Origin of the sequence: Merdimmobilis hominis (genome assembly GCF_016901855.1) — a bacterium.
Classification (GTDB): domain Bacteria; phylum Bacillota; class Clostridia; order Oscillospirales; family Ruminococcaceae; genus Paludihabitans.
Map to the genome: position 1 here is coordinate 49,611 of NZ_JACJKY010000005.1, position 13,042 is coordinate 62,652.

Genomic DNA, 13,042 nt, shown 5'->3' on the forward strand with positions numbered 1-13,042 from the left:
CGCAGGAGCATATGATCAAAACAGATGATCAATCGCGCTGAAATGTGTAGTGAGTGCCATTCCATAGACCTTTCCGTCAAGGAATGCGACATACAGTTTGTAGCCGAGTCCGTCCCGGCCGATGTCATCATAGATGTAATACTCCTCTGTGATTCGATTGTCCCATTCATCGCCCACTTCGTTAAACAGCACTTTGAGAAGGAGTTCCTTATCTGCGTTGGAACTATAGCCAATGTTCGGGTTTGAATCCGCAATTTTATCGACTTCTTCTTTCGTCTGGCCAAAGGTGATGCCGTGATAGACCATATCGCCCGGTTCGCCGCCCAACAGGAAAAATCTCGATACCCAGGCGTCAGTATATGCGCAGTCGGTTTCCTGATCATTGGTAAGCCAGATTTTATAAAACGGGCGTTCCGCAAAGTCGTTTCTGATCTCTGCGTCAGCGCCGGCTTTGATCGTCTCGCCTTGTTTGAGCGAACAGTACGGCTCCGGATATTGAGAAAGTTTGGCACCTTCTGCTGCGACCCTGCATTCCTTTCCATACAGCTGAAACGCTGATTCCGGGTAAGGTGTTCTGTCGAGCTGGTATTCAGTATCCTCTGGCGTGGATGTTTGATCGCTTGTTTCGTCGGTGCTGTTTTCATTGCTTTTTGGCGTGGATGTCTGGCCATTATTACATGCAGTCAGTGCAAGGATCATTGAAAATGCGCAGAGAATGCAAAGCAGTTTTCTGATTTTCATGAAGAACACCTCCATGTGAGAAAAAACGCTGTGCTTCATGGGATTTAATAATAGAATGCTGCCGCAGCCATTGCATATACCTTTCCGTCAAGGAATGCGACATACAGATAGAAGTCAAGTCCATCCGGACCGCAGTTTGGATAGACGTAATATTCCTCTTCGATTTGATCCGCCCAATTTTCACCCAATTTGTTGAAGAGCAGGGAACGAAGCGTTGACTCATATTGATTAGAGCCGTAGCCAATGTTTGGGTATTTATTTGCGAGTTTGTCGACTTCCTCTTTCGTCTGGCCAAAGGTTACACCGCGACAGACCATATCGCCCGGTTCGCCGCACAGCATGAAAAAGCTGCTGATATTGGCGTCGCTGTATGCGCAGTCGGTTTCCTGATCATTGGTAAGCCAGACTTTATAGAACGGTTGCTTGTTCAAGCCGGAGCTGACAGTCGTCTGGATGCCGGCTTTGAGGTTCTCACCTTTTTTGAGCGAGCAGTACGGCTCCGGATATTCGGAAAGCTTGTCGTTGCCGCCATAGACACTGCAGTCTGTTCCGTTTAATTGAAACGTGAAAGCGGAGTCGTCCGTTTCGCCGGTGCCGTTTTTATCGTCTTTTGGTGTCGAATCGCTGTTGCATGCAGTCAGTGCAAGGATCATCGAAAATGCGCAGAGAATGCAGAGAAGTTTTCTGATCTTCATAAAAAACACCTCCATGTTTCAAGCGGTTTTGTCCTTAGCCCGGCAGGAATGAGTAACAGAAGTCTCTGATTTCTAGGCTGTTAAAATCAATTCGTATATCAGGATTCCGCGAAGGAAGAGGTACCTCCTCACCCTCAGCAGGACGATTTATATAGATATCGCAGCCACCTGACATTTGATCCGGAGGAAAGTGATCAATCCGAATATAGTAGGGGTATTTAGCGTTATAAAGTGAATACTCAGTGTTTAATGCCATTCCCACATCTTTTTCATCTCTTTCCCAGATAACGCCAAAGTCCAATATAACGCCATATACCAATCTTGCATTGACAAAGTCTAAAGTTCCTTTGTTTGTGAGTGTTGCGGAAACTTTGTCGAGTCGAACAAATAGTCCATACTCATAGTAAAAAGTGACATACACTTTTGACCGAACAACTACACTTCCTGATTGACCAGACTCTTGCAACGCTTCATCATAAATTTCTGCTGCGGTTAAAAGTTTACCGTCTTTTATTGCGGATATTCCTGTTACAGCAGCGGTGTATTCTTTTCTGCCGTCATTGTATTCTCTTGCCTCTAAAATTTGTCCAACTGTAATTTGATTTGGGTCTTCTTCTGTTTCTGTAAGGGGTAGGTTTTCGTTTTCCATGAGCGCATTATAGGTTTTTACTCGTTCCTGTGCCTTATACAAATTAAGTAACCCCTCTGTATCGGTTACCTCTTCGTTTTTAAATAAAATCTTGTATTCGTTTTCGGCTGATGCGGTGTTCGGAAAAATCATTGCTGTAAATAGACATGTCACAACCAGCAAAATACTTACGATCTTTTTCATTTCTTAATACCTCCCATTAAACATTTAATGCTATGAATGCCAATAATCCTCCTCGTGCATGGGGTTCACCTTCTCTCAATATTTATAATTTCATTATACGTTTCAAAATATTGTCTGTCAAATGCTTTCAATTCGTGTATTGCCAAAAATCAACATCTTTTTTTGTATATATTGTCGGCTTTTTTAAAAAATGAGCGCCGGATTTTCATAAAGTTCAAGTGATTTTTGGCATAAAAAAACATCTGCAATGCGTATTGGCATCACAGATGTTTTTCATAACAATCAGACAATTAAAAATCGATCAATAAAATCACCGACGGCATCATGTTCATTATCGGAAACCACAAAGTTTACCTGCGTTTTGACGTCTTCCGGTGAACTTGCAGGAGCGGCCGAAAGCGAAGCCAGTGAAAGCATTTGCACATCGTTGTAAAAATCGCCGATTGCCGCTGTCTGTGCGGGTTCGACGTCGGTGTGCTCAAAAATCCAGGAAAGCGCTGACGCTTTCGACACACCTTCCGGCAGGATTTCAAAATAATACGGCGCAGAAAATGTGGACTGGAATCCTTTTCCGCCGGTTACTTCGTAAATCGCACGTTCTACTTTGTGCAGTTCTTCGTTTTCACCATACATCAAAAGCTTCATGCAGAAACCGAACGAATCAAGCGATGCATAACAATACGGCTGATTTTCACGCGGAATATAATGATCCATCACACAGTCCTTGTTTAAAAGCTCGATCATGCCGTTTGTGTAAACTTCTGCGCAGACTTTCGGATATACTTCCATTGCCGTTTTGACACACAGGTGTACAAGATCGGCGGGCACCTCCTCACGGTGCAGGAACGCTTTTTTATCGAAATCATAGACAGCAGAGCCGTTATAAACAATTGCAGGACGGGTGACAGGAAGCTTTGAAAGAAATGGCGCGGCAATCACTTCACTGCGGCCGGTTGCAACGGAAAATTGTCCGCCGAGCGAAACAAACCGGTTGATTTGATCGATATTTTTCTGTGTAACCAGTTTGGCGCCGGTCAGCAGTGTGCCGTCCATATCCGAGTATAAAAACGTTTTTTTGAGTTCATTCATGTGCATTCCTCCTCATTTTCATGATACCACGCGGATGCGTCAAATGCAATCGGGATTGTGAGATTTTAAAAAATATGCTATACTGAAAAGCAAAACGGAGGTGTTTTTTATGGTCAGACATATTGTCATGTGGAAGATGAGTGATGAGGCAAAAGCGAACGATTTTGACGGCAAAGTGCAGCTTCTGCGCGAAAAGTTTGACGACATGATCGGCAAAATCGACGGTCTTTTGGAGATTGAACTGCGCAAAAATTATAAGCCGGGCAATTTTGATGTATCGCTTTTATGTACGTTTGATTCGCGTGAAGCAGAGGAGGCGTACCAGACAAATCCGATTCATGTGGCGGTCAAACAAATCATCGGTCAGTGGGCAGTAGAACGTGCCTGCGTTGATTACGACGTATAAACATAAAAATCCCGAAACGAGTTGTCAAGGACTTTTTAATCAAATTCACGAAAAAGCCACAAAAAAAGTGCCAGAAGCAGATTTTAGCTCCTGACACTTTTGCAGATGGGTTATTTTCTCCTGCTTAACAGTTCGTCGCAAAGGTACGCATATTCCGGCAGTTGGTCGATATAGGGTTTCCAGCGCCGCTTAATCTCGGCCAGTTCCAGCGGATCGGCGTCCTCGAAGTCATGGTCGTTTCCGGTCATTCCAAAAACATCCAGTGCTATATCATTCAAGCACTCATAACAAAGGCCAGTAGCGGACTCTATCCAGTTGCCGGTATCAATATAGACCGGGTCGATAGATATTGCCAGCCACACATAGCCGACCTTGTCCGACCAAACCAAATCATAAGCGGTCATCTGCTGGATATGTTTCTCAAACACTTTGCGGACGCGCTCAATCTCATTTTTCTCTTTTTCTGTGTACAGCATTTTCATGTCCTCCTTGGCTAAAGTTTTGGTGTGTACCATCATCAGTTTAACACAAGGCGGCTGGCTTTATCAGCCGGTCACATCTGCTGTATCTCGTTTTTGAGCATACGCTTGATTTTGTCGCTCATGGTTTCGGTGCTGGTATTGCTGAAATGGACGCGCACCTTGTAGGTGGTCTTGCCGATTTTCTTTACCAGCGCGGGGGCGTCCTCCGGCGCTCTGGCCGGGGTGGTGTCTGCGGTCTGCATGGTACGGGTTTCTTCGCTCATGGCGCTCCTTTCTCCGGACGGGGCTATATCGTCCGGCAAAACAATCAGTCGCTCTTACGGTTTACAATGCCTTTCGCCGCCTGTTTGGTGGCCCCGGCGTTTTCCTCCCGGAAGTTCTTCCCGGCAAAGAGGATTGGGGCGCACCGTTCCAGGATACGGTCATAGATACGGGCGTGGGCCAGGTCGGGCGGGTTCTTGAGTTCGGCCAGTTTCAGGTTGGTGGTGATAATCATGGGCCTGCGGCTGCGGTAGCGGCTGTCAATGACGAAAAACATCTGCTCCATCGCATACTCGGTACTGCGCTCCACACCCAAATCGTCAATGATAAGCAGGTCGTATTCGTCAAAGCTGGCGATAAAGTCGGCCCTGTCCTCGGAGAACATCCCGGTCAGGCGGTTCAGAATGGTGGGAAAGTTCGTCATCAGCACCGGCACATCCCGGTCAAGCAGGGCGTTGGCGATACAACCGGCGAAAAAGGACTTGCCGGTTCCCACATCCCCAAACAGCAGCAGGCCAGTGTTGTTTCGGTATGCCTCCTTCCAGTTCTCCACATAGGCGCGGGCCTTGTCCATCAGGGGATTTTGGCCGTTGTCGTTGGCAAAGGTGTAGTCATACAGATAGCGGTCTTGCAGGCCCTGGGCCTTCCGGCGCTTGATACGCTCCATGCGGCGCTGCCGTTCCTCGGCGGCCTTGCGCTGTTCCTCGGCCTCCCGCTGGCACTGGCAGATACAGCGGGGCATGAAGTAGCCCGGTTTCCCAAAGCATGGCACAACGGTCTGTCTCTGGCCGCCGCACTTCTTACAGTGAATGAGGCCGTCTGCCGGGTCTATGTACTCGTCCCCGGCCAGTTCCACACCGGCGGCTGCCTTGTCGATCAGCGCCCGGATTTCTGCGGTAATCTCCATCATACGGTTTCATCCTCCTTTACGCTGTAATCCCGGTTGCGGGTGGGCGGGGCTGCTTTCCTGGCATCCTCGCTGGCCCAGCGGCGGATGGTAGCGGCATGGCTCTGATACTGCTTGCCGGTAGAGGCCATGTACTCGGACAGCTTTTCGATGTACTGGCCCCATACGGTGGGAAAGCTGGCCTGCAAGTCTGCCAGTTCCTCGTCCGTCAGGAAAACATTCTGGTAACGGCCATAGGCGCGGGCAGGGTGTCCCTTCTCTATCTCTCTCTTTATCTCTATCTCTTTCTCTAACTCTATCTCTATCTCTGGTGGACGAATGTCGGACAAATGTCCGCCGTTTGTCCGGGGCGCGGAAAGAGCCTTGTTTTGGAGCCTCGCCGCCCGCTTTCGCTCGGCCTCGGTGGAGGACTGGCCGATCAGCAGTTCGATATTGCTCATGTAAAAAGTGCCGCTGTCCAGCACTTCCACAAGGCCCAGCTTCAGGAAGATTTGCAAGGCCCTCTCCACAGTGCCGATCTGCTGGCGGGTGATGGTGGCGATCATCTGCGCCGTGTAGGGGATATTCTCGTCAAGCTGGAGCCGCCCGCCGTGTTTCAGGGATTTCAGATACAGCTTGAGCAGGATGTTGGAGTACAGCACACCGTCCTGCATACTTTCCAGCAGCACGATGGAGTCATCGTCAAAATAGTTCTCTTTGAGTTTCAGGTAGTAATATTTTCGATTGTCTGACATGGGTTCCTCCTTGGGGTTCGTTTTGGGCTTCTGTACGCATTTAGAGGGCCGTTTTGGGGGGCAGAGGATAAATCTATCAGGCCCCCAGCGACACCCTCAAAAAAAGCCTTGATTTACAAGGGGTTTTTGCCCTCTAATTGTCCACGCTGTACCCTCCTTCGGCGTTCGCACTCGGCCTTTTGCCGCCGGTGGACTTTCGGCGCACATTCCGGGCAGTATTTAGCCCGGTTGGAGCCGGGGGTGAACAGCGCCCCGCAGACGGCGCACCGTTTGGCGTCCAAGCGGTGGAACAGGGCCGTTTCCAGTTCCCTGTCCAGCGGCAGCACCGCCGCCCGGAACCACCGGCACAACAGGGAGTAGGAAATGGACTGCACACAGACACATTCCTCCCCGTCGTCCAGCGCGATACAGTGGCCGCCGTCATAGTTGCAGCACTCATGTACCAGCCGCCGCGCCCTGCGGTACTGGCGGTAGTCCATGACGGGGATGGGTTCAGGCTTGCTTTTCTTCATGCTGGCACTTCCCACACCCGCCGCAGTTGCCGCAGCCCTGGCAGGCATGAGCCTCCGGCTCCGGGCCGGTGGGCGCGTCTGCCGGTTCCGGCTGCAAGAGGGCAAGGGGCAGATTGATATTCAGGTGAACAGTGACAGGTAAAATAATCTGCTTCATAGGATAATCTCCTTCCATGAGTGAATGTTGACAGTTCTGCGTAAAGGGTGTCACGAAACATGACACCCCCGTGAGGGGTCGGTAAAACGCCGTACCCTTTACCGCTCCGGCCCCCGGTCGCGGGGCTTGTCCCGTTCCTGGCGGGCCAGTTGGTCGGCGGCCTTGCGGAGCCGTTCCACAGCTTTCAGCTCCTCCCGCATGGCTTTCATGTCGATGCTGTCTACCTGTTTCTGGGCGGTCAGCAGGTCGATCTCACGCCGCCATTCCTTCGGGTTGATTTCTTCGCCGCTGGCTTTCAGTTCTTTCAGATACCGGGCCGCCGCGTCATAGAGGATCAGTTCCCGGCTGTGGCGCTGCTCGAACAGTTCCCGTTTCTCCGGCTTCACCTTGGCAAACTGCTTATGGACGGTCTTGTACTCGTTGTACTGCGCCCACATCTCCCCCCGCTCCGTGAGGACAGCGATCCGGCGCTCGGCCTTAACGATCTCTCGCCGCAGGTCATAGTAGCGGGTATTCATGTCGGCAATTTTTTCATGGAGCTGCTGCATGGATTGGATGCCGTTGGCATTCAGGAAATTGAACAGGGCGGCGCTCTCCTGCAAAGCCCGTATCTTGCCGGTGCGGGTGTCAGGCCGCTTGAGCTGCTGCTGGGTCTCCCACAAGTCAACCATGCTGGGCTGCTGGCCCTCCGGCTTCTCGGCCTCGGCCTTCGACCAGTTGTAGAGGCGGGTAATGCGGGCCTTGATTTCTTTCAGCAGCTTGTTGTCGGCGGCGATCTGCCGGTTGACTTCCCCCTTGTCTGTGCGGATGCCGCGCTTCTCCATCTGGCTGGCCGCTGGCCCCAGGTGGACAGAGGGGATTTTATCAATGCCACGGCGCTTGTAGCTGCGGTGGTCTACCAATGCAGGCTGACCGGCGGCCTCCAATGCCCGGTTGGTATAGGCCGCCCATGCCGCCCGCCAAATCTCCACATTCCCTTTGTCGTTCCAGTCGGTGGTGTCCTCCCGGTGGTTCTTCCAGCCGCCTTTCCCATCCGGGATACGCTGGCCGTTCTCGTCCAGGTCGTATGCCTTGCGGCACTTTGCGCCCCATGCGCCATTTTCTTTCAGGGGCCGGACGGTCAGCATGATATGAACATGGGGGTTGCCGGTTCCCTTGTCATGGATGGCAAAATCGGCGCACATCCCCTTGTCCACAAAGTTGTCCTTCACATAGGCCCGGACAAGGGCAAGCTGCTGTTCCCTGGACAGTTCGCGGGGCAAAGCCGCCTCGATCTCGCGGGCAAGCTGGCTGTCCCTGGCTTTCTCGATCTGCTCCACGCTGTTCCAGAGGGTGGAGCGGTCTGAAAATTCAGGCGGAGCGTGGGCGGGCAGCATGATTTCCGCATGGACAACGCCGCCCTTCCGGGTGTAATCATGGGTCAGGCCGTCCCATTCATTCGTCAGCTTGGTTCCGCTTCGGTAGGCGGCTGCGGCAACAGCGGAACGGCCCTCGCTGCGCTTGATGATACTGACGGGAAAATGACAAAAATCTATGGGTGGCACCTCCTTTCGGCGGGGATATTTCAGGCTCCGTGGAGCCGAACAGACGCGAAGCGGGTGTTTGGCTGCGCGGGGCGCACAAGGGGTTTGGGGAGTGTAGCTCCCCATCGCGGACGAAGTACGCAACAGCCCCCGGCAGGGCGCACGACACCGGCAACGGTGTATAAGTGCGCCCTTGTAAACAAGGGACTTACGGCTTGTCCCCGGATTTCGGCAGTTTTGCGGCCAGTTCCGCCGCCCCCGGAAGATGGGACAGGGCAATCAGGAATGCTTTGACCTCTACGCCGGAAAGGTCGGGGGCCAGAGGGAAAATGCCCTCCAAAATGGCTCCGCGCTCAATCAGGCGGCGGGTGCGGGCCTTGCGTTCCTCGTTACGCTGCTTGTTCTCCAAAATCTTCTGGCGGTTCTCAAGCTGCCGGATTTCCTTCAGGACTTCTTCGCGCTCGTCTTTTTTCGGTTTCGCTTGGGCGGTGTGGTCTTTGTGCATATCGCTTTCTCCTTTGGCGGCTCCATCCAGCCGCGCTTAATATAATATTTTTGCAACTTGATGATGGCGTTGCGTACCGTGACAATGGCAGCCGATGTGGTAAAGCCCTCGGCCTCGGCAATCTCCTTGAAGGGCTTGCCCTCCCAAAACCGGGCATGAAGGCAACTCGCCTGCCGGGGCGTCAGTGTGGCAAGGGCCTCCCGGAGCCGTTCCATCATCAGGGCGCGGGCGGCCTCCTGTTCCCGTTCCGTTTCCTTCTCCATCAGAATATCTTCCGGGGAAACGGCCTGCTCCGGGAAATGGTGTTCTATGCCGGGTGAAGCGTCCAGAGAATAACAGTGATAGTGCTGCTTTGCGTCATTGGCGTTCTCTGCGCGGCTTTCCTCCACAATGGTGTCTGCAACCTCGTCCGGCACTTCCACAAAGGTGTCTTTCTTGCAAATCGGGTAGTAGTATTTTTTCAGGTTGATGGTTTTCATAGGCCGCTTGTCCATTTCCGGCGTATGAAGTACCGGCGCATCCGCCGGAGCGCCGCATGGATGGACTTCCCAGCCTGGGATGGGGTAATGCCCTCCATCGCGGCAATGTCCTTCACTTTCATCCCCAGCATATACCGGGCATGGACGCGGCGGGCCTGCGTTGGGGGCAAAGAGGAAAGGGCCTCATAGAGCCGCCGGAGCAGTTCGGCATATTCGGCCTGCGCCTCCTTTTCCATCAGGCAATCCTCCGGCGATGGCTGCGCCCAGCCGATGGCGGCGTTCTCAATCCCATCATTGCAGTCAAGGGAGTAAAACGCCTTGTAGCGGTACATCTTGCGCTCCCTGGCGGCCTCGGCCCGCTTGTCCAGCAGGAACGCCTCGACAATTTCATCCGACACCTCCACAAAGGTGTCCTCGGTGCAGAACGGGTAATATTGCTTGAGGTTGATGGTCTGCATAGGCCCGCCCTCATTCTGACGGGAAAAGGCCGTCATAGCAGCGGCGCATATTCCGCAGGCCCCGCCGGATAGCAACGCTGACTTTGCTGCTGTGTACGCCCTCCATCCGGGCAATTTTCGGCTGGTTGATACCGGCGATGTAGTAGGCCCGGATGCGGCGAGCCTGGGTGGGGGTGGCATGGGCCAGGGCCTCCGGCAAGGCGGTAACCAGCCGCAGGCGGGCGGCCCGTTCCTCGCGCTCCAAAAGGATTTCCTCCGGCGATCTGCCGTGTTCCAGCGCGTAGTTCTCCGTCCAGCTATATGCGTCCAGAGAGTACCAGGCGCGGTGGTAGACCTTCCGGCGCTCATAGTTGTTCATCTCACGCTGGGCCTGTCGCATGGCCTCCCAAACCTCGTCGCTGACCTCCACAAACTCGTCGTGCCGGTAGTGGGGATAAATCCACCGCAGATTGATTGTTTTCATAGGCTTACCTCCTGAAAATGGGAGAGGCGGGCAGCTTGTCCGCTGTCCGCCTCCCGCTGGGATAAGGGAAACAATCCCTTTCACTTGGTAGCCCGAAAAGGGGTCATTCGTTAGGGTAGTTCGCAAAGAATTTCAAAAATTTTTTCCGAACCGCGTCAATGCTTTCATAGACGGATACTTTGGAGCAGCCGCACACTGTCCCGATCTCCGTAAGGGTCAGCCCGTCCAGGGCATAGAGCAGGAACCGGCGGCGCTGGGCCTCGGTGCAGGTGTCCAGGACGGCCATCAGCTCGCCTAGTGTTTCCTTGCGGCAAAGGTAATCCTCCGGCGTTTCACCGTAGATACCCACGCCCTCGGTGGCAACTATGTATTCGTCAAACTCCCGGCCATCCCAGTGCCGCCGCTGCTCATGGGACAGGTTTTCGGCTTTGTGGTCGGCCCGGTCAAGAAATTCATAGACTTCCAGCGTGACCTCCACGGCCACAGCTTGTCCGTTGTAATAGATGGTGACTTCCATCTGCCTTTCCTCCGTTCAGATTTTTTGCGGGAAAATCTGAACGGGGCGGCGGGGAACGACACCGGGGGCTGGGTTCGGGCCATGCTGGCCCGATGTTCCGGCCCCATAGGTATGAAAAAACGCCCGGACAGCAGAAAGCTATTCGAGCGCAAAAAACACGGTATTCAGTTACATTGTGACAATTTTCGCACTGGCTGCCAGACGGGGGCTGTTCGGTGGCCGGGATTTTTTTGACGATAGTGCAAAGTTCGTCTGAATTTGTCGGCGGTCAGTGTGCTTCATGGCGGCTCCCTCCGTGGGCCGCCGTGTCAGCGTATAGGCGTCACTCCTTTGTCGAGGGCATAAGGAACGGCGGCCTTGATTTTTCAAAACCGCCGCTGGATAGAAGTATAGAATGAGCGCACGAAGCTACCTGCCCTGCAACGGTTTTTTTCTTTCCCCGTCTGGCGGGGCAGGATAGCTTGGCTTATTCGGTTTATTCTTGCTCCTGTTCGGCTGCCTCTTTCAGCCGCGAAAAGCTCTCATCGCTGATGATGTGTTCAATCCGGCAGGCATCGGCCTCCGCAGTCCTGGGGTCAACGCCTGCGGCGATAAGCTGCTCGGTAAAAAAGCAATGGCGCTCGTAGATTTTTTCGGCAACCTCGCGGCCCACATCGGTCAGATGGAGAAAGTGATCTTCATCCATTGTAAGAAAGCCGCCGTCCCGCAAAGTAGCCACTGCATGGCACACGCTGGGCTTTGACACCTCCATGTGCCGGGCCACATCTACGGAGCGTACCATACCGAGTTTCTTTTGGAGAACAAGGATGGTTTCCAGATAGTCCTCCCCGGACGCATAGAGTTTCATCTGAACCTCCTTATTTAGTCGTGAGATCGTAAACAGAGATTGATTCATTTGATATTTCCATTCGACGAGTACACAACAATCCCATTAACTCACGATCATGTGTCGCCACAAATACTATTCTATTGGAAGATAACTCTTTGATAAGTTCACAAACTTTGATCATGTTTCCATAATCCAAGCCGCTGGTCGGTTCATCAAAAATCATGATATCTTTATTTGCAAGAGTGGCTACTGCCAGAGCAAGCCGCTGCTTTTGACCTCCAGAGAGTGTCATAGGATGTTTATCCTTGTAATCCAATAAGTCCAGTCGTCTTAGAATTTTTGCGATTTCCTGTTCATCAACAGTTTTATTGAGAAGAGAAAATTCTTCCCATACACTATCCGAAAATAACTGATGGACAACATCCTGCATCGTCATGTAACACAATTCTCGGCGCTTCTTATATGGATATGGCTTTCCATCAAACACAATTCTTCCTGCTTTTTCTTTCATAAGCCCACAAAGCACACGCAGAAAAGCGGACTTTCCACTTCCATTGCGTCCAGTAACTGCAATAATATCCCCCCGAGCCGCTGCAAAGGATGCGTTGCTGAAAATGGTTCTATTTTTATAGTTCACGGATAAATTATCAATCTCCAATATGCCTGAATTACACTTCGTAGGCACCTCATCTTTTTCGTTGTCCAAGGTAAAGCAGCGCAATCCAAGCCTAATACGTTCTGAATCCGCTAACGCACGAAATTCATCGCCTGTATATACTTTCTGAATAGCGCCGTGTTCAATATAAACAGCCTTATCCACTAAATCCATGAGAAAATATAAGCGATGTTCTGAGATCACAATCGTTTTACCCATTTGCTTCAATTTGAGAAGAATTTCATGCAACCGGTCAATTCCATCTTTATCAATATTTGCCGTTGGTTCATCAAGGACATAAATATCCGGATTTACGGCATAAATAGAAGCGAGAGCAAGTATCTGTTTTTCGCCACCAGAAAGGCCAAAAACACTTCGACCCAACAGATTTTCAATCATAAGATCGTGAGCTACTTCTTGAACGCGGGCATTTATTTTGTTTGGCTCTATTCCTAAATTTTCCATTCCAAAAACCAGTTCGCTATCAGAGTCAAGATTAAAAAATTGAGTTTTAGGATTTTGAAAAACTGAGCCTACATCTTCTGATATTTCATAAACTGGTGTTTTGGCAATTTCTTTTCCTTTAACAACAACAGAGCCAGAATATTTTCCTTCTGTGAAATGCGGAATCAATCCGTTGATGCACTTGGTTGCAGTTGTCTTACCGCAGGCACTTCTTCCACAAAGAAGGACAAATTCCCCCTTTTTTATTTGCAGGTCAAGGGAATTTAACTGTTCTTCACCTGTATTTCCATAGGAAAATGACAGGTTTTCAAATGTTATCATAAAATCCCCCC

The 13,042-nt window shown here is 51.5% G+C and carries 19 protein-coding genes; 1 reads left to right on the forward strand and 18 read right to left on the reverse strand.

Features of this window, described 5'->3' with window-relative positions:
- Nucleotides 1-15: 15 nt before the first annotated feature.
- From H6A12_RS04245 to H6A12_RS04260, 4 genes are all read right to left on the reverse strand, one after another.
- A complete protein-coding gene (locus tag H6A12_RS04245) occupies nt 16-741 on the reverse strand; it encodes a hypothetical protein (RefSeq protein WP_204445139.1) in 726 nt (241 codons plus the stop codon).
- A gap of 44 nt (nt 742-785) precedes the next feature.
- On the reverse strand, nt 786-1,436 hold the full coding sequence (locus tag H6A12_RS04250) for a hypothetical protein (RefSeq protein WP_204445144.1): 651 nt from the start codon (nt 1,434-1,436) through the stop codon (nt 786-788).
- Between the two features lie 34 nt (nt 1,437-1,470).
- Complete coding sequence (locus H6A12_RS04255; RefSeq protein ID WP_204445147.1) at nt 1,471-2,268, reverse strand: hypothetical protein; 798 nt, start codon at nt 2,266-2,268, stop codon at nt 1,471-1,473.
- 282 nt (nt 2,269-2,550) lie between these two features.
- Nucleotides 2,551-3,357, reverse strand: coding sequence for a Cof-type HAD-IIB family hydrolase (locus H6A12_RS04260; RefSeq protein ID WP_204445150.1), 807 nt, complete (start codon nt 3,355-3,357; stop codon nt 2,551-2,553).
- A 109-nt stretch (nt 3,358-3,466) separates the two neighbouring features.
- Here H6A12_RS04260 and H6A12_RS04265 point away from each other — a divergent pair, with 109 nt between their 5' ends.
- Nucleotides 3,467-3,763 carry a Dabb family protein gene (locus H6A12_RS04265; protein ID WP_204445152.1) on the forward strand — a complete coding sequence of 99 codons (297 nt, stop codon included), beginning with the start codon at nt 3,467-3,469 and terminating at the stop codon, nt 3,761-3,763.
- A 110-nt stretch (nt 3,764-3,873) separates the two neighbouring features.
- Here H6A12_RS04265 and H6A12_RS04270 read toward each other — a convergent pair whose 3' ends face one another.
- The 14 genes from H6A12_RS04270 to H6A12_RS04335 form a co-directional block, all read right to left on the reverse strand.
- Nucleotides 3,874-4,239: a hypothetical protein gene (locus tag H6A12_RS04270; protein WP_006574342.1), complete on the reverse strand. Its 366-nt coding sequence runs from the start codon at nt 4,237-4,239 to the stop codon at nt 3,874-3,876.
- Between the two features lie 77 nt (nt 4,240-4,316).
- Entirely contained in the window at nt 4,317-4,487 is a 171-nt protein-coding gene (locus H6A12_RS04275) for a transposon-encoded TnpW family protein (RefSeq protein ID WP_430623629.1), read from the reverse strand.
- A gap of 65 nt (nt 4,488-4,552) precedes the next feature.
- Entirely contained in the window at nt 4,553-5,416 is an 864-nt protein-coding gene (locus H6A12_RS04280; RefSeq protein ID WP_204445154.1) for an ATP-binding protein, read from the reverse strand.
- Entirely contained in the window at nt 5,413-6,147 is a 735-nt protein-coding gene (locus H6A12_RS04285) for a phage replisome organizer N-terminal domain-containing protein (protein WP_204445156.1), read from the reverse strand. The genes H6A12_RS04280 and H6A12_RS04285 overlap by 4 nt, the downstream gene beginning before the upstream one ends.
- 113 nt (nt 6,148-6,260) lie before the next feature.
- Entirely contained in the window at nt 6,261-6,659 is a 399-nt protein-coding gene (locus H6A12_RS04290) for a cysteine-rich VLP domain-containing protein (RefSeq protein WP_087989414.1), read from the reverse strand.
- On the reverse strand, nt 6,640-6,816 hold the full coding sequence (locus H6A12_RS04295) for a hypothetical protein (protein WP_171898434.1): 177 nt from the start codon (nt 6,814-6,816) through the stop codon (nt 6,640-6,642). The genes H6A12_RS04290 and H6A12_RS04295 overlap by 20 nt, the downstream gene beginning before the upstream one ends.
- A 98-nt stretch (nt 6,817-6,914) precedes the next feature.
- Nucleotides 6,915-8,360 carry a MobQ family relaxase gene (gene mobQ / locus H6A12_RS04300; RefSeq protein ID WP_204445158.1) on the reverse strand — a complete coding sequence of 482 codons (1,446 nt, stop codon included), beginning with the start codon at nt 8,358-8,360 and terminating at the stop codon, nt 6,915-6,917.
- Nucleotides 8,361-8,547: 187 nt separating this feature from the next.
- Nucleotides 8,548-8,844, reverse strand: coding sequence for a DUF3847 domain-containing protein (locus tag H6A12_RS04305; protein WP_204445160.1), 297 nt, complete (start codon nt 8,842-8,844; stop codon nt 8,548-8,550).
- Complete coding sequence (locus H6A12_RS04310) at nt 8,784-9,323, reverse strand: RNA polymerase sigma factor (RefSeq protein ID WP_204445162.1); 540 nt, start codon at nt 9,321-9,323, stop codon at nt 8,784-8,786. Before H6A12_RS04310 ends, H6A12_RS04305 begins: the two co-directional genes overlap by 61 nt.
- Nucleotides 9,320-9,781 (reverse strand): RNA polymerase sigma factor, encoded by a 462-nt coding sequence (locus H6A12_RS04315; RefSeq protein WP_204445164.1) that lies wholly within the window; start codon nt 9,779-9,781, stop codon nt 9,320-9,322. The genes H6A12_RS04310 and H6A12_RS04315 overlap by 4 nt, the downstream gene beginning before the upstream one ends.
- Nucleotides 9,782-9,791: 10 nt before the next feature.
- Nucleotides 9,792-10,244: an RNA polymerase subunit sigma-24 gene (locus H6A12_RS04320; RefSeq protein ID WP_204445166.1), complete on the reverse strand. Its 453-nt coding sequence runs from the start codon at nt 10,242-10,244 to the stop codon at nt 9,792-9,794.
- Between the two features lie 103 nt (nt 10,245-10,347).
- Nucleotides 10,348-10,761: an RNA polymerase sigma factor gene (locus H6A12_RS04325; RefSeq protein ID WP_204445168.1), complete on the reverse strand. Its 414-nt coding sequence runs from the start codon at nt 10,759-10,761 to the stop codon at nt 10,348-10,350.
- 475 nt (nt 10,762-11,236) lie between these two features.
- Nucleotides 11,237-11,608: a metal-dependent transcriptional regulator gene (locus H6A12_RS04330; protein WP_204445170.1), complete on the reverse strand. Its 372-nt coding sequence runs from the start codon at nt 11,606-11,608 to the stop codon at nt 11,237-11,239.
- Between the two features lie 10 nt (nt 11,609-11,618).
- The gene (locus tag H6A12_RS04335) at nt 11,619-13,031 is read right to left on the reverse strand and encodes an ABC transporter ATP-binding protein (RefSeq protein ID WP_204445172.1); all 1,413 of its coding nucleotides are present in this window, start codon (nt 13,029-13,031) and stop codon (nt 11,619-11,621) included.
- Nucleotides 13,032-13,042 lie beyond the last annotated feature (11 nt).

Bases quoted from the DNA above. Each gene is read 5' to 3' on its own strand.
- H6A12_RS04245 (WP_204445139.1), bottom strand. From the start codon at position 741: ATGAAAATCAGAAAACTGCTTTGCATTCTCTGCGCATTTTCAATGATC.
- H6A12_RS04250 (WP_204445144.1), bottom strand. From the start codon at position 1,436: ATGAAGATCAGAAAACTTCTCTGCATTCTCTGCGCATTTTCGATGATC.
- H6A12_RS04255 (WP_204445147.1), bottom strand. From the start codon at position 2,268: ATGAAAAAGATCGTAAGTATTTTGCTGGTTGTGACATGTCTATTTACA.
- H6A12_RS04260 (WP_204445150.1), bottom strand. From the start codon at position 3,357: ATGAATGAACTCAAAAAAACGTTTTTATACTCGGATATGGACGGCACA.
- H6A12_RS04265 (WP_204445152.1), top strand. From the start codon at position 3,467: ATGGTCAGACATATTGTCATGTGGAAGATGAGTGATGAGGCAAAAGCG.
- H6A12_RS04270 (WP_006574342.1), bottom strand. From the start codon at position 4,239: ATGCTGTACACAGAAAAAGAGAAAAATGAGATTGAGCGCGTCCGCAAA.
- H6A12_RS04275 (WP_430623629.1), bottom strand. From the start codon at position 4,487: ATGCAGACCGCAGACACCACCCCGGCCAGAGCGCCGGAGGACGCCCCC.
- H6A12_RS04280 (WP_204445154.1), bottom strand. From the start codon at position 5,416: ATGATGGAGATTACCGCAGAAATCCGGGCGCTGATCGACAAGGCAGCC.
- H6A12_RS04285 (WP_204445156.1), bottom strand. From the start codon at position 6,147: ATGTCAGACAATCGAAAATATTACTACCTGAAACTCAAAGAGAACTAT.
- H6A12_RS04290 (WP_087989414.1), bottom strand. From the start codon at position 6,659: ATGAAGAAAAGCAAGCCTGAACCCATCCCCGTCATGGACTACCGCCAG.
- H6A12_RS04295 (WP_171898434.1), bottom strand. From the start codon at position 6,816: ATGAAGCAGATTATTTTACCTGTCACTGTTCACCTGAATATCAATCTG.
- H6A12_RS04305 (WP_204445160.1), bottom strand. From the start codon at position 8,844: ATGCACAAAGACCACACCGCCCAAGCGAAACCGAAAAAAGACGAGCGC.
- H6A12_RS04310 (WP_204445162.1), bottom strand. From the start codon at position 9,323: ATGAAAACCATCAACCTGAAAAAATACTACTACCCGATTTGCAAGAAA.
- H6A12_RS04315 (WP_204445164.1), bottom strand. From the start codon at position 9,781: ATGCAGACCATCAACCTCAAGCAATATTACCCGTTCTGCACCGAGGAC.
- H6A12_RS04320 (WP_204445166.1), bottom strand. From the start codon at position 10,244: ATGAAAACAATCAATCTGCGGTGGATTTATCCCCACTACCGGCACGAC.
- H6A12_RS04325 (WP_204445168.1), bottom strand. From the start codon at position 10,761: ATGGAAGTCACCATCTATTACAACGGACAAGCTGTGGCCGTGGAGGTC.
- H6A12_RS04330 (WP_204445170.1), bottom strand. From the start codon at position 11,608: ATGAAACTCTATGCGTCCGGGGAGGACTATCTGGAAACCATCCTTGTT.
- H6A12_RS04335 (WP_204445172.1), bottom strand. From the start codon at position 13,031: ATGATAACATTTGAAAACCTGTCATTTTCCTATGGAAATACAGGTGAA.